The organism is Sphaerisporangium rubeum, from assembly GCF_014207705.1.
GTDB classification, from domain to species: Bacteria; Actinomycetota; Actinomycetes; order Streptosporangiales; family Streptosporangiaceae; genus Sphaerisporangium; species Sphaerisporangium rubeum.
Map to the genome: position 1 here is coordinate 4642541 of NZ_JACHIU010000001.1, position 20851 is coordinate 4663391.

At 72.0% G+C, this 20851-nt stretch carries 19 protein-coding genes and 1 riboswitch; of the genes, 5 read left to right on the top strand and 14 right to left on the bottom strand.

Going from position 1 to position 20851, the window contains the following annotated elements; translation table 11 throughout:
* Positions 1 to 205: 205 nt before the first annotated feature.
* From pyrF to pyrR, 8 genes are read right to left on the bottom strand one after another with little or no spacing between them, the layout of a single operon-like run.
* On the bottom strand, positions 206 to 904 hold the full coding sequence (gene pyrF / locus BJ992_RS19935; RefSeq protein ID WP_184983188.1) for an orotidine-5'-phosphate decarboxylase: 699 nt from the start codon (positions 902 to 904) through the stop codon (positions 206 to 208).
* Entirely contained in the window at positions 901 to 1875 is a 975-nt protein-coding gene (locus BJ992_RS19940) for a dihydroorotate dehydrogenase (RefSeq protein ID WP_184983190.1), read from the bottom strand. Before BJ992_RS19940 ends, pyrF begins: the two co-directional genes overlap by 4 nt.
* Complete coding sequence (locus BJ992_RS19945) at positions 1865 to 2761, bottom strand: dihydroorotate dehydrogenase electron transfer subunit (protein ID WP_184983192.1); 897 nt, start codon at positions 2759 to 2761, stop codon at positions 1865 to 1867. The genes BJ992_RS19940 and BJ992_RS19945 overlap by 11 nt, the downstream gene beginning before the upstream one ends.
* Positions 2762 to 2777: 16 nt before the next feature.
* Positions 2778 to 6062, bottom strand: coding sequence for a carbamoyl-phosphate synthase large subunit (gene carB, locus BJ992_RS19950; protein WP_184983199.1), 3285 nt, complete (start codon positions 6060 to 6062; stop codon positions 2778 to 2780).
* On the bottom strand, positions 6055 to 7185 hold the full coding sequence (carA, locus tag BJ992_RS19955; RefSeq protein ID WP_184983206.1) for a glutamine-hydrolyzing carbamoyl-phosphate synthase small subunit: 1131 nt from the start codon (positions 7183 to 7185) through the stop codon (positions 6055 to 6057). Before carA ends, carB begins: the two co-directional genes overlap by 8 nt.
* On the bottom strand, positions 7182 to 8480 hold the full coding sequence (locus tag BJ992_RS19960; RefSeq protein WP_184983208.1) for a dihydroorotase: 1299 nt from the start codon (positions 8478 to 8480) through the stop codon (positions 7182 to 7184). Before BJ992_RS19960 ends, carA begins: the two co-directional genes overlap by 4 nt.
* On the bottom strand, positions 8477 to 9412 hold the full coding sequence (locus tag BJ992_RS19965; RefSeq protein WP_184983210.1) for an aspartate carbamoyltransferase catalytic subunit: 936 nt from the start codon (positions 9410 to 9412) through the stop codon (positions 8477 to 8479). Before BJ992_RS19965 ends, BJ992_RS19960 begins: the two co-directional genes overlap by 4 nt.
* Positions 9412 to 9987 (bottom strand): bifunctional pyr operon transcriptional regulator/uracil phosphoribosyltransferase PyrR, encoded by a 576-nt coding sequence (gene pyrR / locus BJ992_RS19970; RefSeq protein ID WP_184983212.1) that lies wholly within the window; start codon positions 9985 to 9987, stop codon positions 9412 to 9414. The genes BJ992_RS19965 and pyrR overlap by 1 nt, the downstream gene beginning before the upstream one ends.
* A 525-nt stretch (positions 9988 to 10512) precedes the next feature.
* On the opposite strand from pyrR, the gene bldD reads away from it, so the two are divergent.
* Complete coding sequence (gene bldD / locus BJ992_RS19975; protein WP_184983213.1) at positions 10513 to 11007, top strand: transcriptional regulator BldD; 495 nt, start codon at positions 10513 to 10515, stop codon at positions 11005 to 11007.
* A gap of 22 nt (positions 11008 to 11029) precedes the next feature.
* Here the strand turns inward: bldD and BJ992_RS19980 are convergent, their stop codons facing one another.
* Positions 11030 to 11584, bottom strand: coding sequence for a GNAT family N-acetyltransferase (locus tag BJ992_RS19980; RefSeq protein ID WP_184983215.1), 555 nt, complete (start codon positions 11582 to 11584; stop codon positions 11030 to 11032).
* Between the two features lie 250 nt (positions 11585 to 11834).
* Positions 11835 to 12284, bottom strand: a complete 450-nt coding sequence (locus BJ992_RS19985; protein WP_184988561.1) for a YbaK/EbsC family protein — start codon at positions 12282 to 12284, stop codon at positions 11835 to 11837.
* A gap of 156 nt (positions 12285 to 12440) precedes the next feature.
* Here BJ992_RS19985 and BJ992_RS19990 point away from each other — a divergent pair, with 156 nt between their 5' ends.
* Both BJ992_RS19990 and BJ992_RS19995 read left to right on the top strand, forming a co-directional pair.
* Positions 12441 to 13277: a L,D-transpeptidase family protein gene (locus BJ992_RS19990; protein WP_184983217.1), complete on the top strand. Its 837-nt coding sequence runs from the start codon at positions 12441 to 12443 to the stop codon at positions 13275 to 13277.
* 688 nt (positions 13278 to 13965) lie between these two features.
* On the top strand, positions 13966 to 14406 hold the full coding sequence (locus tag BJ992_RS19995; RefSeq protein ID WP_184983219.1) for an SAV_6107 family HEPN domain-containing protein: 441 nt from the start codon (positions 13966 to 13968) through the stop codon (positions 14404 to 14406).
* Positions 14407 to 14827: 421 nt separating this feature from the next.
* Here the strand turns inward: BJ992_RS19995 and metF are convergent, their stop codons facing one another.
* Complete coding sequence (gene metF, locus BJ992_RS20000; RefSeq protein WP_184983221.1) at positions 14828 to 15760, bottom strand: methylenetetrahydrofolate reductase [NAD(P)H]; 933 nt, start codon at positions 15758 to 15760, stop codon at positions 14828 to 14830.
* A gap of 148 nt (positions 15761 to 15908) precedes the next feature.
* Here metF and BJ992_RS20005 point away from each other — a divergent pair, with 148 nt between their 5' ends.
* Complete coding sequence (locus BJ992_RS20005; protein ID WP_184983223.1) at positions 15909 to 16976, top strand: polyprenyl synthetase family protein; 1068 nt, start codon at positions 15909 to 15911, stop codon at positions 16974 to 16976.
* Positions 16977 to 17164: 188 nt separating this feature from the next.
* Here BJ992_RS20005 and thiE read toward each other — a convergent pair whose 3' ends face one another.
* From thiE to BJ992_RS20020, 3 genes are read right to left on the bottom strand one after another with little or no spacing between them, the layout of a single operon-like run.
* A complete protein-coding gene (thiE, locus tag BJ992_RS20010; protein ID WP_184983225.1) occupies positions 17165 to 17803 on the bottom strand; it encodes a thiamine phosphate synthase in 639 nt (212 codons plus the stop codon).
* A complete protein-coding gene (locus BJ992_RS20015; RefSeq protein WP_184983227.1) occupies positions 17781 to 18155 on the bottom strand; it encodes an Rv2175c family DNA-binding protein in 375 nt (124 codons plus the stop codon). The genes thiE and BJ992_RS20015 overlap by 23 nt, the downstream gene beginning before the upstream one ends.
* A gap of 48 nt (positions 18156 to 18203) precedes the next feature.
* Complete coding sequence (locus BJ992_RS20020; protein ID WP_184983229.1) at positions 18204 to 19373, bottom strand: FAD-dependent oxidoreductase; 1170 nt, start codon at positions 19371 to 19373, stop codon at positions 18204 to 18206.
* Between the two features lie 138 nt (positions 19374 to 19511).
* Positions 19512 to 19624, top strand: a riboswitch (TPP riboswitch).
* Here BJ992_RS20020 and thiO point away from each other — a divergent pair.
* Positions 19620 to 20816: a glycine oxidase ThiO gene (thiO, locus tag BJ992_RS20025; protein WP_425503680.1), complete on the top strand. Its 1197-nt coding sequence runs from the start codon at positions 19620 to 19622 to the stop codon at positions 20814 to 20816. Its footprint overlaps the riboswitch before it by 5 nt.
* The last annotated feature ends 35 nt before the right edge of the window (positions 20817 to 20851 follow it).

A 20851-nucleotide genomic window follows, 5' to 3' on the forward strand; every position in this document is an offset into this window, starting at 1 on the left:
ACGTTTTTTATCCGAAATGTTAGCTTTGTAGATTTGTGCACCATTAGATCGATCCAATTTCCACGCGGACGACCCTGGGACCGTCACGGGAATGCCGGACGCGAACACACTCGGCCACCGGCCGCTACGGAAGGTGACAGCTTTCGCCACGGGACACGGTGGCACGCCGGCGCGGCGGACGGGCCGGCGCGGAGTCCTCGGCGGGTCAGTTCGGTACGACGCGCCTCAGCGCCGCGGCGATGCCGGCCGCGGCGGCTCCGGGGTCGGTGGCGGCGGTGATGGGCCGGCCGATCACGAGGAGATCGGCTCCGTCGGCGATGGCACGCTCAGGAGTCGCTACCCTTGCCTGATCCTGGGTGTCCGATCCGGCGGGACGCACGCCCGGGGTGATGAGCATGATGTCCGGCCCGACCTCGGCACGCACCGCGGCGACCTCGCGGGGTGAGCAGACCAGGGCCTGGGCCCCGGCGCCGACGGCCTCGACCGCCAGACGGCGCACGGCGTCCCCGGCGGGTCCCCTGACCCCAAGGCGCTCCAGATCGGCCTCCGACAGCGACGTCAGCGCCGTCACGGCGGCCACACGGGTGTACGGGGCGGCCTCCACCGCCGCTTTGATCATGGCGTGGCCGCCTGAGGCGTGCACGGTCAAGATCGCGGGCTTGAGCCGCGCGACCGCGCGCGTGGCCCCGGCGACGGTGTTCGGGATGTCGTGGAGCTTCAGGTCGAGGAAGACCTGGACCCCGCTGGCCCCTCGCACGGAGGCCAGCACGTCGGGGCCGTAGCGCAGGTAGAGTTCGAGGCCGACCTTCACGGTGCTCACGTGCGGTGTGACCAGGGCAGCCCAGCGGGCCGCCGTCTCCAGATCAGGTGCGTCCAAGGCGACGGCGATGGGTGCGGACGTCACAGGGAGCTCTCCTCCAGGTCGATACGGTGCCGGGGTCCGGCCCCGGGTGGTCGCTGGGCCAGGCCGACGGCGTCGGCCAGCCGCTCGAAGCCGCGCTCCTTGAGCAGGTCCTCAAGCTCCCGCAGGATGCGCAGGCACGCGTAGGGGTCGTGGAACAGCGCGGTGCCGACAGAGACGACGCAGGCCCCCGCCAGGATGAGCTCCAGCGCGTCCCTGCCGCTGAACACGCCTCCCATGCCGACGATCGGCACACCGGGCAGCGCGGCGTGCACCTGCCACAGGCAGCGCACCGCCAGGGGCCGCACGGCCGGCCCCGACAGGCCGCCGGTGCCTGCGGCGAGCGCGGGACGCATGGTGTCGACGTCGATGCTCATGCCGAGCGGCGTGTTGATCATCGCGAGCGCGTCGGCGCCGCCGTCCACGCAGGCGCGTGCGACGGCCACGATGTCGGCGGCGTCGGGGGCCAGCTTGGCCACCACCGGCACGTCGTAGCGCATGGTGGCGCGCACCGAGGAGACGACCTCGGCGGCGGCGGCCGGGTCGCGCGCGAAGACCCGGCCGAGGTCCTCGACGTTGGGGCACGACAGGTTGACCTCGACGGCCGTCACCCCCGGCGCGTCGGCGAGCCTGCGGGCCAGCGCGGTGTACTCGGCGACGCTGCCGCCCCCGATCGACACCACGGCCCGCGCGCCGCGGTCGACCAGGCGCGGCAGTTCGCGTTCCAGGAACACGTCCACGCCTGGCCCCTGGAGGCCCACGGCGTTCAGCAGGCCCGACGGGGTCTCGGCCATGCGGGGGGTCGGCCGTCCGGCCCTCGGCGCCATGGTGATGGACCGGGTGACGAACGCGCCGAGACGTGACAGATCGACGAACTGGGAGAGCTCGTCGCCGGAGGCGGCGCACCCGGCGGCCGTGGTGATCGGGTTGGCCAGTTCGACGTGCGCGAGGTAGGTCCGCATGTCAACTGACATTTCGGGTGTGAGCACCCCCTTCCTGTGCTCGTCCCCCAGGCGCACCCAGGGCGTCGAACGGGATGGTGCCGATGTCCTCGAACCGCACGCGCTCGCCGCGGAACACCGGCCCCTCCACGCAGGATCGCACCATGCGGGTCACGCCGTCGTCACCGATGACCGGAACGACGCAGGTCATGCAGACGCCGTAGCCGCAGGCCATGGCCTCCTCGATCGAGACCTGCACGGGGATGTCGAACTCGACGGCGACCGCGGTCACCCCGCGCAGCATGGCCATGGGCCCGCACGCGTAGACCACGTCGGCCCGCGCGTCGGCGATCACCGACGGCAGCGCGTCGGTGACCCGGCCGCGCAGGCCGAGCGAGCCGTCCTCGGTGGTCAACGTGGTGGTCTCCCCCATGCGCCGCGCGCGGAGCGCGCCGAACACCCGGTCGGCGGACGCGGCGCCGAGCACGAAGTCGACGCGGCAGCCGCGCCGCTGCAGCACGTCGGCGAGCGCGAACAGCGACGCCGATCCGTACTCGCCGCCGACCAGCACGCACGCCGCGGGATCGCGCGGCACAGGGAAGGGACGGCCGAGCGGTCCGACGAGGTCCAGGGTGTCCCTGGCCTTGCGCTCGGCCAGCCACGCGGTGCCCCGGCCGCGCACGGCGAAGACCAGCTCCACCGTGCCACCGTAGTCGGGCTTGACGTCGTGCACGGCGAAGGCGCGGCGGGCCGGCATGGAGGTGTGCGGCCCGCCGACGGCCACCGTGACGAAGTGGCCGGGGCGGAACCGCTCGGCGATGCCGGGGGCGACCACGGTGAGGGCGTGGTAGGCGTCGACGCGGCGCGTGGTCAGCACCGTGCCCGTCACCTGTACCGCGGTACCGGCCGTCTCCTTCACCTCCCGCAGGGGTCGTTCAGCCGCGCAGCCGCTCGGCGTGCTCCTGCAGCGACCGTACGCCCACCGACCCGGCGGCGATCGCCTGGACGCCCTGCACGGCCGCGGCGAGGCCCTGCACAGTGGTGACGCACGGGATGCCTCTCAGGACGGCCGCTGTGCGGATCTCGTAGCCGTCCAGGCGCGGCCCGGACTGGCCGGGGCCGCCGAAGGGGGTGTTCACGATGAGGTCGACCTCGCCGTCCAGGATGCGGGTCACGATGGTGGGCTCCCCGTCGGGTCCGGGGCCGTCGCTCTGCTTTCGCACGATCTTGGCATGGACCCCGTTGCGGCGCAGCACCTCAGCCGTCCCCTCGGTGGCGAGGATCTCGAACCCGAGGTCGGCCAGCGCCTTCATCGGGAAGATCATCGCGCGCTTGTCGCGGTTGGCCACCGAGACGAACGCGCGGCCCTTGGTCGGCAGCGACCCGTAGGACGCGGCCTGCGACTTCGCGTAGGCCGTGCCGAACACCTCGTCGATCCCCATCACCTCGCCGGTGGACCGCATCTCGGGCCCGAGCACCGTGTCCACGCCGCGGAAGCGGTTGAACGGCAGCACGGCCTCCTTGACCGCGATCGGCGCGTCCATCGGCAGCGCGCCGCCGTCCCCGGTGCGCGGCAGCATGCCCTCGGCGCGCAGTTCGGCGACGGTGGCCCCCATCATGATCCGGGCCGCGGCCTTGGCGAGCGGCACGGCCGTGGCCTTGGACACGAACGGCACCGTGCGGCTGGCACGCGGGTTGGCCTCGAGGACGTACAGCACGCCGGCCGACATGGCGTACTGCACGTTCAGCAGGCCCCGCACGCCGACGCCGCGCGCGATGCCCTCGGTGGCGGCGCGGATGCGCTTGATGTCGTACCCGCCGAGGGTGATCGGCGGCAGCGCGCACGCCGAGTCGCCGGAGTGGATGCCGGCCTCCTCGATGTGCTCCATGACGCCGCCGAGGAACAGCTCCTCGCCGTCGAACAGCGCGTCCACGTCGATCTCGATGGCCTCGTCGAGGAACCGGTCCACCAGCACCGGGTGCTCGCCTGTCGCGCGCTCCATGTACGAGGCGAGGGTGTCCTCGTCGTACACGATGGCCATGCCGGCCCCGCCGAGCACGTACGAGGGCCGCACCAGCACCGGGTAGCCGATCTCCTCGGCCACGGCCCTGGCCTCGCCGACGGTCATCGCGGTGCCGTGCTTCGGCGCCGGCAGCCCGGCCTCGGCGAGCACGCGGCCGAACGCGCCGCGGTCCTCGGCCAGGTGGATCGACTCGGGGCTGGTGCCGACCACCGGCACCCCCTCGTCCTTGAGCGCCTGCGCGAGCCCGAGCGGCGTCTGGCCGCCGAGCTGCACGATGACCCCGGCGACCGGCCCGGTCTCGCGCTCGGCGTGCACGACCTCCAGCACGTCCTCCAGGGTGAGCGGCTCGAAGTACAGCCGGTCGGAGGTGTCGTAGTCGGTGGACACGGTCTCGGGGTTGCAGTTGACCATCACGGTCTCGTACCCGGCCCTCGACAGCTCGAAGGACGCGTGCACACAGGCGTAGTCGAACTCGATGCCCTGGCCGATGCGGTTGGGCCCGCTGCCGAGGATGATGACCTTGGGCCGGTCTCCGTAGGGGACCTCGGTCTCCTCGTCGTAGGTCGAGTACAGGTACGGCGTGCGCGCGGCGAACTCGGCGGCGCAGGTGTCCACGGTGTTGTACACCGGCCGCACCCCGAGCTCGTGCCGCAGCCGCCGCACCTCGGCCTCGGCGAGGCCCCGCAGGCCGGCGATCTGCGCGTCGGAGAAGCCGTGCCGCTTGGCCCGCGTCAGCGCCTGCGCGGTCAGCTCGCCGTCGGCGAGGGCCCGCGCCTCCTCGTCGATCAGGTAGAGCTGGTCGAGGAACCACGGGTCGATGGACGTGGCCTCGTACAGCTCCTCAAGGGTGGCGCCGGCCAGGATGGCGCGCTGCGCGGTGCGCAGGCGGCCGTCGTGCGGGGTGCGGCAGGCCGCCAGCAGCTCGTCCTTGCCGCCGGGGTCGCCGTCCCAGGCGAACGACGAGTCCTTGCGCTCCAGCGACCGCAGGGCCTTCTGCAGCGCCTCGGGGAAGGACCGGCCGATGGCCATGGCCTCGCCGACCGACTTCATGTGCGTGGTCAGGGTCTGGTCGGCCCCGGCGAACTTCTCGAACGCGAACCGCGGCACCTTGACCACGACGTAGTCCAGGGAGGGCTCGAACGACGCCGGGGTCTCCTTGGTGATGTCGTTGGGGATCTCGTCCAGCGTGTAGCCGACGGCGAGCTTGGCGGCGATCTTGGCGATGGGGAAGCCGGTGGCCTTGGACGCCAGCGCGCTGGACCGCGACACGCGGGGGTTCATCTCGATGACGATCATGCGGCCGGTGCGGGGGTCCACCGCGAACTGGATGTTGCAGCCGCCGGTGTCCACGCCGACCTCGCGGATCACCGCGATGGCGACGTCGCGCATGTTCTGGTACTCGCGGTCGGTGAGCGTCATCGCGGGGGCCACGGTGACGCTGTCGCCGGTGTGCACCCCCATGGGGTCGATGTTCTCGATGGAGCAGACGATGACGACGTTGTCGGCCCGGTCGCGCATCACCTCCAGCTCGAACTCCTTCCAGCCGAGGATGGACTCCTCAAGGAGCACCTCCCCGGTCGGCGAGGCGTCGAGCCCGGCGCCGGCGATGCGGCGCAGCCCCTCCTCGTCGTAGGCGAAGCCCGAGCCCACGCCACCCATGGTGAAGCTCGGCCGCACCACCAGGGGGTAGCCGAGGGTGTCCACGGCGGCCAGGCAGTCGTCCAGGCTGTGGCAGATCACCGAGCGGGCCGACTCGGCGTTCAGGCCGTGCTCGGCGGCGACGCGGGCCACGATGCCCTTGAACAGCTCGCGGTTCTCCCCCGCCTGGATGGCCGCGATGTCGGCGCCGATCAGCTCGACGTCGTACCGCTCCAGCACGCCGGCCTCGTGCAGCGCCACCGCGGTGTTGAGCGCGGTCTGGCCGCCGAGGGTCGGCAGCAGCGCGTCGGGCCGCTCCTTGGCGATGATCTTCTCGACGATGTCGGGGGTGATCGGCTCGACGTAGGTCGCGTCGGCGAACTCCGGGTCCGTCATGATCGTCGCGGGGTTGCTGTTGACGAGGATCACGCGGTAGCCCTCGGCGCGCAGCACCCGGCACGCCTGCGTCCCCGAGTAGTCGAACTCGCACGCCTGCCCGATCACGATCGGCCCCGAGCCGATCACCATGATCGAGTGGATGTCGGTGCGCTTAGCCACGCCGGTCCCCCTTGGTCGCCATCAGTGCGCGGAACTCGTCGAACAGGCCGGCGGCGTCGTGCGGCCCCGCGGCGGCCTCGGGGTGGTACTGCACGCTGAACGCCGGGTAGTCCAGCAGCCGCAGGCCCTCCACGCAGTCGTCGTTCAGGTTGACGTGGCTGACCTCGGCCCGGCCGTACGGCGTGTCGAACGAGCCCTCAAGCGGCGCCTGGACGGCGAAACCGTGGTTGTGCGCGGAGATGTCCACCTTGCCGGTGCGGCGGTCCTGGACCGGCTGGTTGACGCCGCGATGGCCGTACCGCAGCTTGTAGGTGCCGAGGCCGAGCGCGCGGCCGAGGATCTGGTTGCCGAAGCAGATGCCGAACACCGGTGTGCCGCTGTCCATGACGCCGGTGAGGGTCTCGACGGCGTAGTCGGCGGCGGCCGGGTCGCCGGGGCCGTTGGACAGGAACACCCCGTCGGGGTTCAGCGCGAGCACCTCGGCCGCGGTGGTCGTGGCCGGCAGCACGTGCACCTCGCAGCCGCGCTCGGCCATGCGGTACGGCGTCATGGCCTTGATGCCGAGGTCGATGGCCGCGACGGTGAACCGCTTCTCGCCGTGCGCCGCCACGACGTACGGCTCGGCGGTGGACACCTGTGTGGCGAGGTCGGCCCCCACCATGGACGGACTCCGCCGCACCCGCTCGGCCAGCTCCTCCACCGAGGCGTGCGGGCCGGTGAACACCCCGGCCCGCATGGCGCCGCGCTCGCGCAGGTGACGGGTGAGCGCACGAGTGCCGGGCATCGCGATGCCGACGACCCCCTGGGCCCGCAGTTCCTCGTCCAGGGAGCGGCGCGAACGCCAGTTGGACGCCACGCGCGCGGGCTCGCGCACGACGTACCCGGCGACCCAGATGCGGGACGACTCGGGGTCCTCGTCGTTGACGCCGGTGTTGCCGATGTGCGGTGCCGTCATGGCGACGATCTGCCGGTGGTACGACGGGTCGGTCAGGGTCTCCTGGTAGCCGGTCATGCCGGTGTTGAAGACCATCTCGCCGAACGTCTCGCCTTCGGCGCCGTACGGCGTGCCGTGGAAGGCCCTGCCGTCCTCCAGCACCAGGACGGCGGTGGTCGCGCGCGTCACGTGAGCTTCCCTTCGGAGACGGTGGGACGGCCCCGCAGGAACGTCGCCACGACCTTGCCAGGCAGTGTCATGCCCACGTAGGGCGTGTTGCGGCTCCTGGACGCGAAGCCGCGGGGGTCGACCTCGGCGCGGGCCGAGGGGTCGACCAGGGTGATGTTGGCGGGGGCCCCGGCGCGCAGCGGGCCGCCGTGACCGGTCACCCGGCCGATGCGCGCGGGACGGGTGGACATGCGGTCGGCCACCCCGGCCCAGTCGAGCAGCCCGGTCTCCACCATGGCCTCCTGCACGACCGACAGGGCCGTCTCCAGGCCGACCATCCCCATGGCCGCGGCGGGCCACTCGGTCTCCTTGTCCTCCACCGGGTGCGGCGCGTGGTCGGTGGCGACGCAGTCGATGGTGCCGTCGGCCAGCGCCTCACGCAGGGCCCGCACGTCGGCGGCGGTGCGCAGCGGCGGGTTCACCTTGTACACCGGGTTGTACGGCCCGGCGGGTGAGTCCTCGGCGAGCGCGTCGGTGAGCAGCAGGTGGTGCGGGGTGACCTCGGCGGTGACGTCCCACCCCTTGGACTTGGCCCAGCGGATGATCTCGACGGAGCCGGCCGTGGAGACGTGGCAGACATGCAGCCGGGAGCCGACGTGCGCGGCGAGCAGGCAGTCGCGCGCGATGATCGCCTCCTCGGCCACTGCGGGCCAGCCGGCGAGGCCGAGCCTGCCGGACACCTCGCCCTCGTTCATCTGCGCGCCTTCGGTGAGCCGCGGCTCCTGCGCGTGCTGCGCGATCACGCCGTCGAACGCCTTGACGTACTCCAGCGCGCGGCGCATGAGCACCGCGTCCGAGACGCACACGCCGTCGTCGGAGAAGACCCGCACGCGGGCCGCGCTGTCGGCCATCGCGCCGAGCTCGGCGAGCTGCGCGCCTTTGAGGCCCGCGGTGACGGCCCCGACGGGCCGCACGTCGCAGTGGCCGGCCTCCTGGCCGAGCCGCCACACCTGCTCGACCACGCCGGCGGTGTCGGCGACCGGCGAGGTGTTGGCCATGGCGTGGACGGCCGTGTAGCCGCCGAGCGCGGCGGCGGCCGTGCCGGACTCGACGGTCTCGGCGTCCTCCCTGCCGGGTTCGCGCAGGTGGGTGTGCAGGTCCACCAGGCCGGGGAGGGCGATCAGGCCGTCGGCGTCCACCCGGGTGGCGCGGCCGGCGTCCAGGGCCGTCCCGACCTCGGCGACGTGGCCGCCGTCGATCAGGATGTCGCACGGGTCGCCGCCGAGCAGGCGCGCACCCGTGATGAGGTAGGTCACTTGTCTCCCCCGATGGCGGACTCGGAACCGGAAAGCAGCAGGTACAGCACGGCCATGCGCACGGTCACGCCGTTGGTGACCTGCTCGACGATGGTGGAGCGGCCCGAGTCGGCGACGTCGGCGGCGATCTCCATGCCGCGGTTCATCGGGCCGGGGTGCATCACGATGGCGCCGTCCGGCATGCGGCCGAGGCGGTCGGGGTCCAGGCCGTAGCGGCGGCTGTACTCGCGGGCCGAGGGGAAGAACGAGGCGTTCATCCGCTCGTGTTGCACGCGCAGCATCATGACCGCGTCGGACTTCGGCAGCACGGCGTCGAAGTCGTAGGACACCTCGCACGGCCAGCCGTCCATGGCGACCGGCAGCAGCGTCGGCGGGGCCACCAGGGTGACCTGCGCGCCGAGGGTGTGCAGCAGGTGGACGTTGGAGCGCGCGACCCGGCTGTGCAGCACGTCGCCGACGATGGTCACCCGGCGGCCGTCCAGCTCGCCGAGGCGGCGGCGCATGGTGAAGGCGTCGAGCAGCGCCTGGGTGGGGTGCTCGTGGGTGCCGTCGCCGGCGTTGACCACACTGCCGTCCACCCAGGTGGCGAGGCGGTGCGGCGCGCCGGACGCGCTGTGGCGCACCACGACGGCGTCGGCCCCCATGGCCTGCAGGGTGAGCGCGGTGTCCTTCAGGCTCTCGCCCTTGGAGACGCTGGAGCCCTTCGCCGAGAAGTTGATGACGTCGGCGGACAGGCGCTTGGCGGCGGCCTCGAAGGAGATGCGGGTGCGGGTGGAGTCCTCGAAGAAGAGGTTGACCACCGTGCGGCCGCGCAGGGTCGGCAGTTTCTTGATGGAACGGTCCGAGACCCGCGACAGTTGCTCGGCGGTGTCGAGGATGAGGAGCGCGTCGTCGCGCGACAGGTCGGCCGTGGACAGCAGGTGGCGGTTCATCAGTGGCCTCCCCGCAGCAGGACGGCGTCCCGCTGGTCGGTCTCCCACAGGCACACGCGTACCGTCTCCGCGCGCGACGTGGGGAGGTTCTTGCCGACGTGGTCGGCGCGGATGGGCAGCTCGCGGTGGCCGCGGTCCACGAGCACGGCGAGCCGCACCGCCGTGGGACGGCCGAGGTCGTTGAGCGCGTCGAGGGCCGCGCGCACGGTGCGGCCGGAGTACAGGACGTCGTCGACGAGGATCACGATGCGGCCGTCCACCCCGTCGGGGGGCAGGTCGGTGCGGCCGATGGCGCGGGCCGGCTTGAGCCGCAGGTCGTCGCGGTACATGGTGACGTCGAGGGAGCCGCAGGCCACCGGCCGGCCCTCGACCTGCTCGATGCGGTCGGCCAGCCTGCGCGCGAGGAAGGTGCCCCTGGTCGGGATGCCGAGCAGGAGGAGGTTGTCGGGGCCTTTGGCGCGTTCGAGTATCTCGTGGGCGATGCGGGTGAGGGCCCGGTTGATGTCCGGGGCCTCCAGCACGGCACGCTCGTCCGCGTGGTCACCGTCGTGCGCCGTTTTTCGGGCGCCGTCCATGAAGGTCACCGCCTTTCCCGCCTCACAGGACGGGTCTTAAAGGAAGCTTGGCGTCACCACGGTAGCAGCCCGCCGAGAAAGCCTCCGAACGGGTACACACTCCACCAAGCTGCGCAAATGGCCGTATAGTGGGCGGCTGACCAGCGGGTCCTTCCGGTACCGCATCGTGCCTCCGACGGCGCGTCGCGCGCTCGGTGGCCCGCGCCGCACGGTCAGGAGGCCGGGGCACGGCGGGCGGATCACGGCCGTCGCGGCGCCGGCGGGGACACCTGGCACGGTCCGGCCGGTCAGGTGGATCGGCGCTGGACCGGACAGGATTCGGCATCTTTTTTCCAATCAGCTTGACCAATCACGCCCACACCTTTACCGTCACTGTCCGTAACCACACCTCGCGACGTTCTCGGATAAACCTCGACGCGACGGTCACCGTTGGTGCCTGCCCCGGGTACCGGACCCGAGCGCTGGGTGATACGTCGCAAGGCGCACAATTAGTGAGAACGTTCATAGAAAGCCGGGGGGCCACACATGCCGTCTGACTACGCCAAGTCGCTGGGAGCTCGCCTGCGCGCCATCCGCACCCAGCAGGGACTTTCACTGCACGGGGTCGAGGAGAAGTCGCGAGGCCGGTGGAAAGCCGTCGTCGTGGGCTCCTACGAGCGTGGTGACCGGGCTGTGACCGTGCAGAAGCTGGCCGAACTCGCCGACTTCTACGGGGTGCCGGTCTCGGAGCTGCTCCCCGGCGGTTCCGCGCCGAGCCCCCTTGGCCCGACACCCAAGCTGGTGATCGACCTGGAGCGCCTCGCGCAGCTGCCGAAGGACAAGGCCGGCGCGCTCGCGCGGTACGCCGCGACCATCCAGAGCCAGCGTGGCGACTACAACGGCAAGGTGCTGTCGATCCGCCAGGAGGATCTGCGCTCGCTCGCCGTCATCTACGACAAGTCCCCCACCGAGCTCACCGAGGAGCTCATCACCTGGGGTGTGCTGGACGCCGAGGCGCGCCGCGCCGTCGAGTCCTTCTGACGCGACGCACGACGGGGTCCCGCTACGCCTGCGGCCGTAGCGGGAGCGTCGCCCCCACGATCGCGTAGCGCTCGTAGCCGCCGGGGAACACGAACCCGCCGAGCAGGTCGGTGAAACCGAGCCGCCGGTACAGATGGCGTGCCGCCGTCGGCTGGTCATGGGTCGACAGCACGGCGGTACGCTCGGGCCTGCCTTCGCACAGTCCGCGCACCAGACGCCGGCCGACCCCCTTGCCCTGGTAGTCGGGACGCACGTGGATCTCGGCGATCTCCAGCGCGTCACCGAACCACGCGACGGCCACGTCACGGCCCTGCCGGTCCTCCAGCGCACGGCGCACCACGTCGTGCCACCACTGGCCGGGTGCGCCGTGGAACGCGTACCCGAAGCCCGCGACGACGTCGCCGTCGGTCTCGGCGAGCAGGCAGGTGAAGCCGGGGAAGGTCGCGTGGTTGCGCATGATCCCCTGCCGTCCCGACAACTGGTCGGCCGGGGGACGCATCGCCGCGGTGTAGATCTCGATGACGGTGTCCAGCGCGGCGGTGAACCCTTCGGGACCGGTGCGTCGCAGTTCGATCACTTATCGCACACTAGCAGGGCCCTCATCGACGAGCGGTCGAAAGCCGGTCAAATCGACCTTCACCCCCCGTTTCCCCCTGACCATCCCCGCAGGCGCGCCGGACCGTACCCGCCGGCCCCGGCCCGGCCTCCCGGCGGATCCGTATCCCCGTATCCCACCGACCGCCTGAGCCCGCCGCCGGACCGAATCGCCACAACCCCCTGAACTTCCCCCGGAACCACACCGGCCCGGACCTGCCGCCGTCCGCGGTCTACTCCACCTCGACAGGGGTGCCGCCGGTGATACGGACGAGCTCGTCGAACGTCGTGGGGAACACCGTGTGCGCGTGGCCCGCCGCGGCCCACACCACCTCGTGCCGGCTCAGCCACTTGTCGACGAGGGTGCGGATCGGCGCGGGGTGGCCCACCGGCGCGACGCCGCCGATCGTCTGACCGGTGGCGGCCTTCACGAAGTCCGGGGTGGCCCGCTTGACCTTGGCGACCCCGACGAGGCCGGCCACGAGGCCGGTGTCCACCCGGTGCGCGCCGCTGGTCAGCACCAGCAGCGGCGCGCCGTCGGCGTCGAAGACCAGGCTGTTGGCGATCGCGCCGACCTCGCAGCCCAGCTGGGCCGCCGCCGTGACCGCCGTCGGCGCCGGGTCGGTCAGCACGACCACCTCACCCGCCGCGCCGAGCCCGCGCAGGGCCTCGGTCACCTTCATCACGCTCGGATGCAACTTTTCTGGCACGCGGACACTCTAAACATGATGACGGGACATGGACCATTGATTACATCTGCGGCACACTACGCGTCCGTTCATGATCGGTGCGCTACTGTCCGTTGACCAGATCATGGAGTTGGGAAGGGAAAAAGCGACATGGCAAGTAGGACGCGGCTCGCCGCCGCGGCGGCGATGACCGCGACGGCCGTGCTCCTCGCGGGGCTCACGGGGGGGACGACGGCCTCGGCCGCCACGGTCCCGGCCTCCGCGACGGCGCTCACGGCCACGGGCACGACGGTCACCTCGCCGGTGACCACCGCGAGCCCGGCGCAGGCGCCGACGCCGTTCACGGCGCCCGGCCGCACGCTCAAGCTCGGCGCGAAGGGTGCGGCGGTCAAGGCGCTGCAGACCCGGCTGCTGGAGCTCGGTTACGTGCCCGGCAAGATCGACGCCAAGTACGGCGGGACGACGATGTCCGCCGTCTGGGCCTTCCAGAAGGTGCAGGGGCTCAAGCCCACCAGCACCGTCACCGCGCGCACCTGGCGTGCGCTCGAGAACCCCAAGGCACCCAAGGTGCTGGTGCCTCGGGGCAAGCCGGACCGGATGGAGGTCAACCTCACCCTGCAGGTCGCGGTGCTGTACGCCGCGGGGGTGCCGAAACTCATCACGCACGTCTCCTCGGGCAGCGGCATCCCGTACTGCGAGACGGCGGTCTGGGACGGGAAGCAGCAGCGGTTCTGCGGTGACGCGCGGACACCGACGGGGGACTACAAGACCACCTGGCGGCGCTCGGGCTGGCACAAGTCCTACCTGGGACAGCTGTACAACCCGATCTTCTTCAACGGGGGCATCGCGTTCCACGGGGCGCTGTCGGTCCCGCTGTACCCGGCGTCGCACGGGTGCGTGCGCCTGCCGATGCACGTCGCGGAGATCCTCCCCGGCATGCTCGGCACAGGCGTCCCCGTGCACGTACGCGGCAAGTTCCGCCGCTGACGTACCCGCACCTCACGAGGGCCGCGGCCGGTTGACGGCCGCGGCCTTCCGCGTACGCGGACGACCCGCCATCCCGGCCGTCGCCGCGTGAATGGCGGCGCGACCCTTCGTGCGCACGGACGACATGACGTCCCGGACGAATGGCACCCGCCGCCGGGAGACCGTCGGCGAGTACTACCACTACTGACCATGTCCCACGTCCAGATCGTCGACCCGAGATCGCCGGCGCCGGCGCCGCCTGCACGGCAGCACGGCGCTTCGTGTGCGCGGACGACCCGATCGAACGGGTGTTCGTGTCGTGCTTGACACCGGGTCCGGTCGAATCTATGTTCGACAGCGTGGGGGTGGGACTCGCGGCCCGCCCTCACCTCCTGGCGCAGGGCGCCAAGTGGCGTCGGCCGGGCGGGGAGAGGGGAAGCTCCTCGTCCGGTCCCGGCGGGAATCCCCTCCTGCCTTTTCTCGCCACTCGGCGCACCGCGCCTTCGGTGAAATACGGGCAACTCGAAAAGGCGGAAAGCGGGAATAGAGATTCGCGGGCCCGTGGCACGGGGCGGTGCCGGGCCGGGAGAGCGAGGAGCGAACGGCCGAGTGACCACGAAATGCGGCACCACCGAAATTGTCGGTGGTATCTGCGACTGTGATTCTCACCGGCGGTGACCGCCGGAGTCACGACCCCAAGGAGGGTGACATGACTCGAACGTCCGAAGAAGGCCCCCGGGTCTCACCGACCGTGCGCGCACACATGTCCGACGCGCACTCCTGTCTCGCCGACGCCACCGCGGCCACCACCGCGGCCGAGCGTTACGTCGCGGCGCACCTCGCGGCCCTGCGCGCCGCCGCCGCCGTCATCGCGGCCCTCCCCCGGCCCATGGACGGCCGCAGGCGCCGTCTGCGCAGCGCCTGGGAGCTCCTCCCCGAAGCCGAGCCCCGCCTGGCCCAGTGGGCCGCCTACTTCGCCGTCAGCGCCACCAAGCGCGCCGCCGCCGAAGCCGGCATGGTCCGCGCCGTGACCCCCAAAGACGCCGACGAGCTCACCACGGAAGCCGACACCTTCGTCCGCGTCGTCGAGGAGATCCTCGGCCTCCCCAGCCAGCCGACCCTCCCCGTCCGCACCCCCTTGGCCGGCTGACCGGAACGCCGGGTCCGGCTGACCGGCACTGCTTCCGCCGACCTGTCACGGAGCAGCGTTACCGTCGCCGAGTGACCGGTGCGACCATCGCCGACCGGTGCGGCCACTCCAGCGTCGAACGACCGGCCGAGTCCCGACCGGCCGAGTCCCGACCGGCCGAGTCCCGACCGGCCGAGTCCCGACCGGCCGAGTCCCGACCGGCCGAGTCCCGACCGGCCGAGTTCCGACCGGCCGAGTTCCGACCGGCCGACCCCGATAGCAGCCGACCTCACTATCAGTCGAGTTCGCTACCGCCGACCCCGTTACCGGCCGAGTCCGATAGCAGCCGACCTCACTACCGGTCGAATTCGCTACCGGCCGACCCCGTTACCAGCCGAGTCCGATTCCGGTCGGCCCGGGGGATCTTGCGGTCTCGGTCGTCTCAGACCGCGTTGGCGGTGGGGCGGGAGGGGGCCAGGGCCTGGTACACCTCTCGTGTGGCGCTGCTCTTGTTGAAGGTGATGAAGTGGATGCCGGGGGCGCCTTCGTCGAGCAAGGTCTGGCAGAGCTCGGCGGCGTGTTCGATGCCGAGGTCGCGGACGGCGGCGGGATCGTCGGCGACGGCTTCGAAGCGCGCGGCCACCTCAGGGGGGAACGGAGCGCCGGAGAGCTTCTCCGAGCGCTCGATGGTGCTCATCTGGGTGACCGGCATGATGCCGGGGATGATGGGGGTGTCGCAGCCCTTGGCGGCGACGCGGTCACGCAGCCGCAGATAGTCCTCGGCGCGGAAGAACATCTGGGTGATGGCGTAGTCGGCCCCGGCGCGGCACTTGCGGATGAAGTAGTCGGTGTCCGACTCCACCGACGGTGAGCGGGGGTGGCGGTAGGGGAACGCGGCCACACCCACGCAGAACTCGCCGGCCTGGCGGATCAGGCGCACGAGATCTTCGGCGTAGTGCACACCCTCGGGGTGCGCCACCCACTCGGCGAGGGGGTCGGCGCCGGGGGGGTCGCCGCGGACGGCCAGGATGTTGCGCACCCCGGCCCCGGCGAAGCGGCCGATCAGATGGCGCAGCTCCCGCAGCGAGTGGTCGACCGCGGTGAAGTGGGCCACAGGGGTGAGCGTCGTCTCGTGCGCGAGCCGCTCGACGATCTCGACGGTGCGGTCACGGGTGGAGCCCCCCGCGCCGTAGGTCACCGAGACGAAGGTGGGGCGCAGCGCCTCGAGCTCGCGGATCGCGCGCCAGAGCAGCCGTTCCCCGGTGTCGGTCTTCGGGGGGAAGAACTCGAACGAGAACGACCGGTCACCGGCGGCGAGAAGCTCGCGGACGGTGGGCACGCGGCCGGGCAGGACGGAAGGACGACCTGAAGCCATGGATACCAGGCTACAGGTGCACGCGCCGCCGCGCCTTGTGCCGCGGCCCCGATACGCGGTCCCCAGTTCCCCGACTCGGGTGCGATAGGCGGTGACAGGGGACGCCCCATGGGGCTTAGCGGGGCACTCGGGACATTAGGCTCAGAACATGACCACATCCTTCGCCGTCACGGAGGCCCTGCGCGCCGCGGTGGACGACCGGCTGCAGGAGTTCGTCGACCGGCAGCGTCCCCTGGTCGGCGCACCGGAACTGGCGCCGCTCCTGTCGGCCGCGAAGGACTTTTTGGCCGGCGGCAAGCGTCTGCGGCCCGCCTTCTGCTACTGGGGCTGGCGCGGCGCCGGCGGGGACCAGGACCCCGCGATCCTGACGGCCGCCGCGTCGCTCGAACTGCTCCAGGCCAGCGCGTTGATCCACGACGACGTCATGGACGCGAGCGACCTGCGCCGGGGCCTGCCGTCCGCGCACCGCCGCTTCGAGGCGCTGCACGAGGCGTCGGGCTGGCTCGGCTCGGCGCGGCAGTTCGGCGAGGGGGCCGCGGTGCTGCTCGGCAACCTGCTGCTGGTGTGGTCGGGTGAGATGTGGCGCACCAGCGGCCTGCCTCCCGAGGCGCTCGCCGCCGCGCAGCCCGTGCACGACCACATGCGCACCGAGCTGATGTGCGGCCAGTACCTCGATCTGCTCGAACAGGCGCAAGGAGGCGGCACGTTCGACAGCGCGCTGCGGGTGGCGCTGCACAAGAGCGGCAAGTACTCGGTGGAGCAACCGCTGCGGCTCGGCCTGGTGCTCGCCGCGCGCGAGCGGAGCGAGTGGATCGACCGCTTGTGCGTCGACTACGGGCACAAGGTCGGCATCGCGTTCCAGTTGCGCGACGACCTGCTCGGCGTGTTCGGCGACCCCGTGGAGACCGGCAAGCCCGCGGGGGACGACCTGCGTGAGGGCAAGCGCACCATGCTCGTGGCCCGCACCGTGGCCGCCGCCTCCCCGGCGCAGGCGGAGGACGTACGGCGCCTGCTCGGCGACCCCGAGCTGGACGACGAGGGCCTGGCGCGGCTGCGCCAGATCATCGAGGACACCGGCGCGCTGGCCGCCAGCGAGGAGATGATCAAGCAGTACCTCTACGACGCGCTCGGCGCCCTCGACCACGCGCCGCTCACGCCCGACGCGCGCGAGGCCCTCACCGAGCTCGCGGTCGCCGCCACCTCTCGCAGGAGCTGAGGCCTCCGGTCGCGGTGGCTTGAGCTGAGGCCTCCGGTCGCGGTGGCTACCAGTGGCCGGTGCCGGCGGCGGTCAGGCGCAGGTCGCCGGTCGGCGCGTCTCACTGCGCGCCGAGCTCTCCCCCGCGTGTCGGCGCATGAGGACAGCGGCCGCGCCGCGGACGGCACGGCCGGAGTCCGCGCCGACGTTCACCCCTCGCGCAGGCGGCGGGCGAACTCCTTTGCGGCGGCGGCCGGGTCGTCGGCCTCGGTGATGGCGCGGACCACCACCACGCGGGTGGCGCCACGGGACATGACCTCGCCGAGATTGCCGAGGTCGATGCCGCCGATGGCGAACCACGGACGATCGGTGCCGAGCGAAGCGGCGTGGTCGAGCAGTCCGAGGCCGGGAGCGGGCCTGCCGGGCTTGGTCGGCGTGGGCCAGACCGGGCCGCAGCAGAAATAGTCCACCCCGTCCTCCCGCGCCGCCGCGGACACCTCACCGGCCGCGTGCGTGGAGCGGCCGATGAGCATGTCCTGGCCGACGATCTCGCGTGCCACCGGGACCGGGAGATCGTCCTGGCCGAGATGGAGCACGTCCGGGCCGGCCGCGTACGCGACGTCGGCCCGGTCGTTCACCGCGAGCAGCGCGCCGTGCCGGTCGCAGGCGGCGCGGAACACCTCCAGCAGCGCGAGCTCCTCGGTGGCCTCCAGGCCTTTCTCGCGAAGCTGCACGATGTCCACACCCGCGCCGAGCACGGCGTCCAGGAAGGGCTCCAGGTCGCCGCGCGCGCGGCGGCCGTCGGTGCAGAGGTAGAGCCTGGCGTCAGAAAGCGAGCGCTTGGGCACGCCTTTTCACCTCGGTGTGCCTGCCCGCGACGATCGCGTCGATCGGCGCCCCGGGCAGGGACTCGTCGGACGTGAAGAGCCACCGCAGGGCCTCCACGTCGTCGTACCCCGCGTCCGACAGGACGGTCAGGGTGCCGGGGAGGCCTTTCACCACGTCACCGCGGTGGAGGAACACAGCGGGGACCTCGGGTTCAGGGCCGCCGCGCCGGACTCCGATGAGCTTCTTGTCCTTCAGAAGCTGCTTCGCACGGCCGGCGCTGAGCCCGAGCCGCTTGCCCACCTCGGTGAGAGGGAGCCATTCGCCTACTAACTGGTCGGTTTCCCGGTCGATCTGTGCAACAGAGAGCGTCACGAACCCACAATTACCACGTCCCGGGACTCCGCAAACACCCCAGACGGGTCATGTGCAGTCACGCAAGGGTGTCGCGGGGTCCCGCACACGATCCACATCGAGTCTTTGACCCCCCTCGATGAGACGGCGGCCCTGCACCAGGTCGCGCGGCAGGTCCACCGTGAGGATCGCCGTGAGCCGGTCGTCGCCGGTCAACCAGCACGCCGCCCACTTCGCGCCGGCCGCCGGATCGCCGCGCATCACCAGCCGCGCGCCGTCGTGGTTTCCTGCGTACTGCAGCATGTGGTCGAACTGCTCGGACCAGAAGTAGGGCACCGGGTCGTACACGGCGGTGCCGCCGAGCATGGTGGCCACGGCGGTCTCCGGCGCGTGCAGCGCGGTGTCCCAGTGCTCGACCCGCAGGCGGCGGCCGAACCGGCGCGACCACCAGCTCGCGCAGTCGCCGACGGCGACCACCCCCGGCATGGACGTGCGCAGGTGCTCGTCGACCACGATGCCGTTGTCCAGCTCGATCCCCGACCCGGCGAGCCACGCGACGCTCGGCCGCACGCCGATGCCGGTCACCACCACGTCGGCCGGGATCCATGAGCCGTCCATCATGGTCAGCCCGCCGGGGTCCACCGAGCCGACCATGGTGCCGAGCCGCAGATCGATGCCGGCGTCGGCGTACCAGGAGGTGGTGAACGCGCCGACCTCGCAGCCGAGCGCGCCGGCCAGCGGCGTGCGCGCCGCCTCGACGACCACGACGTGCGCGCCGGCCTTTCGTGCCGCCGTGGCGACCTCGGCGCCGATCCATCCGGCGCCGGCGATCACGACCCTGGCGCCGTCCGTCATCAGCTCCCGGAGTGCGAGCGCGTCGTCGATGGTGCGCAGCACGTGCTGGGGGCCCTCGCCACGCAGTCGCACCGGCGCCGCACCGGTCGCGATGATCAGGCCGTCGAACTCCAGCTCGCCCTCGGTCGTCTCCAGCGTGCCCTCGCGCAGCCCTTTGGCCGCGACTCCGAGCCGCAGATCGACGTCGAGCGCGCCGAAGTCGGAATCGACCACCGTGGAGTCCAGATCTCCTTGTAGCACCGCCTTGGAAAGGGGAGGCCTGTCGTAAGGACGATGGGTCTCTTCCCCAATCAAAGTGATGCGCCCTTTGAATCCTCGGGCCCGTAGCGCCTCGACACTCCGCACACCGGCCAGCCCGGCGCCTACTACCGCGACATGATTCACAACCTGACCCTAAGCGGCCGGGCCGGTAACTTGCCAACGGCGATTTGGTAACGAATTGGCTCACTATCCGGTACGCGCGGTAATGAAACTACCCAAGCGGGTGCGCATGCCGTACGAGGGCAGGAATAGGCTAGTGTCGCAAGTACGCGCGGGAGTCCGGCGAGACCGGGCTGAGAGGAGGGCTGCCGGCCCTCGACCGCCACAGACCTGATCCGGATCATGCCGGCGAAGGGAGCGGAGATCCACGTGAACCTGCCGCATGGCGATCCCGCCACGGCCTCCCCCCTCACCCGCCCGGCCGACGTCTGCGTCGTCGGAGGCGGCGTCATCGGGCTGTCCATCGCCTGGCGCGCCGCCGCGCTCGGCCTGTCCGTCACCGTCGCCGACCCCTCCCCCGCGTCCGGCGCCACCCACGCGGCGGCCGGCATGCTCGCGCCGGTGAGCGAGGTGACCTACACCGAGGAACCACTGCTGCGGCTCGGCCTCGCGTCCCTGGCCCGCTGGCCCGCCTTCGCCGCCGAGCTGACCGAGGACTCAGGCGTGGACGTCGACCACCGCGCCGACGGCACGCTCGCCGTGGCGTTCGGCGCCGACGACCTCGCGGCGCTCGGCGAGCTCGCGGACTTCATGGCCAAACTGTCGCTGCCGGCCGAGCGGCTGACCGGCCGTGAGTGCCGCAGGCTCGAACCGATGCTCGCCCCCGGTGTACGCGGCGGCGTGCTCGCCGCCGACGACGCCTGGGTGGACCCGCGCCGCGTCGCGGAGGCCCTGCTGGCCGCCGCCGGCCGGCGCGGGGTGAGACTGGTCCGCGAGCAGGTGAGCGCTGTGGTCGTCGACGGTGACGCCGCGACAGGGGTGCGACTCGCCGGCGGTGGCACGATCGCCGCGGGCCAGGTCGTGCTCGCCAACGGCGCCTGGGCCGGCACGCTGGACGGGCTGCCGGCCGGGGTGCTGCCGCCGGTGCGGCCGGTCAAGGGCCAGATCATGCGGCTGCGCGGCGCGCCGGGATTCCTCGGCCACTGCGTGCGCGGCGTGGTGCACGGCTCGTCCGCCTACCTCGTGCCCCGCCGGGACGGCGAGGTCGTGCTCGGCGCCTCTCAGGAGGAGATGGGGTTCGACACGCGGGTGACGGCGGGAGGGCTGTACGAGCTGCTGCGCGACGCGCGTGAACTCGTGCCCGGTGTCACCGAGCTCGAGGTGACAGGCACCGTGGCGGGCCTTCGTCCCGGCACCCCGGACAACATCCCGGTGATCGGCCGCGCGTCGCTGCCGGGCCTGCTGTTCGCCACGGGGCACCACCGCGGCGGTGTCCTGCTGGCCCCGCTGACCGCCGACCACGTGGCCGCGGAACTGACCGGCGGCCATCCCGGCGACGACCCCCCGGTGGGCCGGATCTGCTCCCCCGCGCGGTTCACCGGCCGGCCCGCGCACGGCGACGACTGACAGACGGCAAGGAGGAGGGCTTGTCCGGTCCGCAT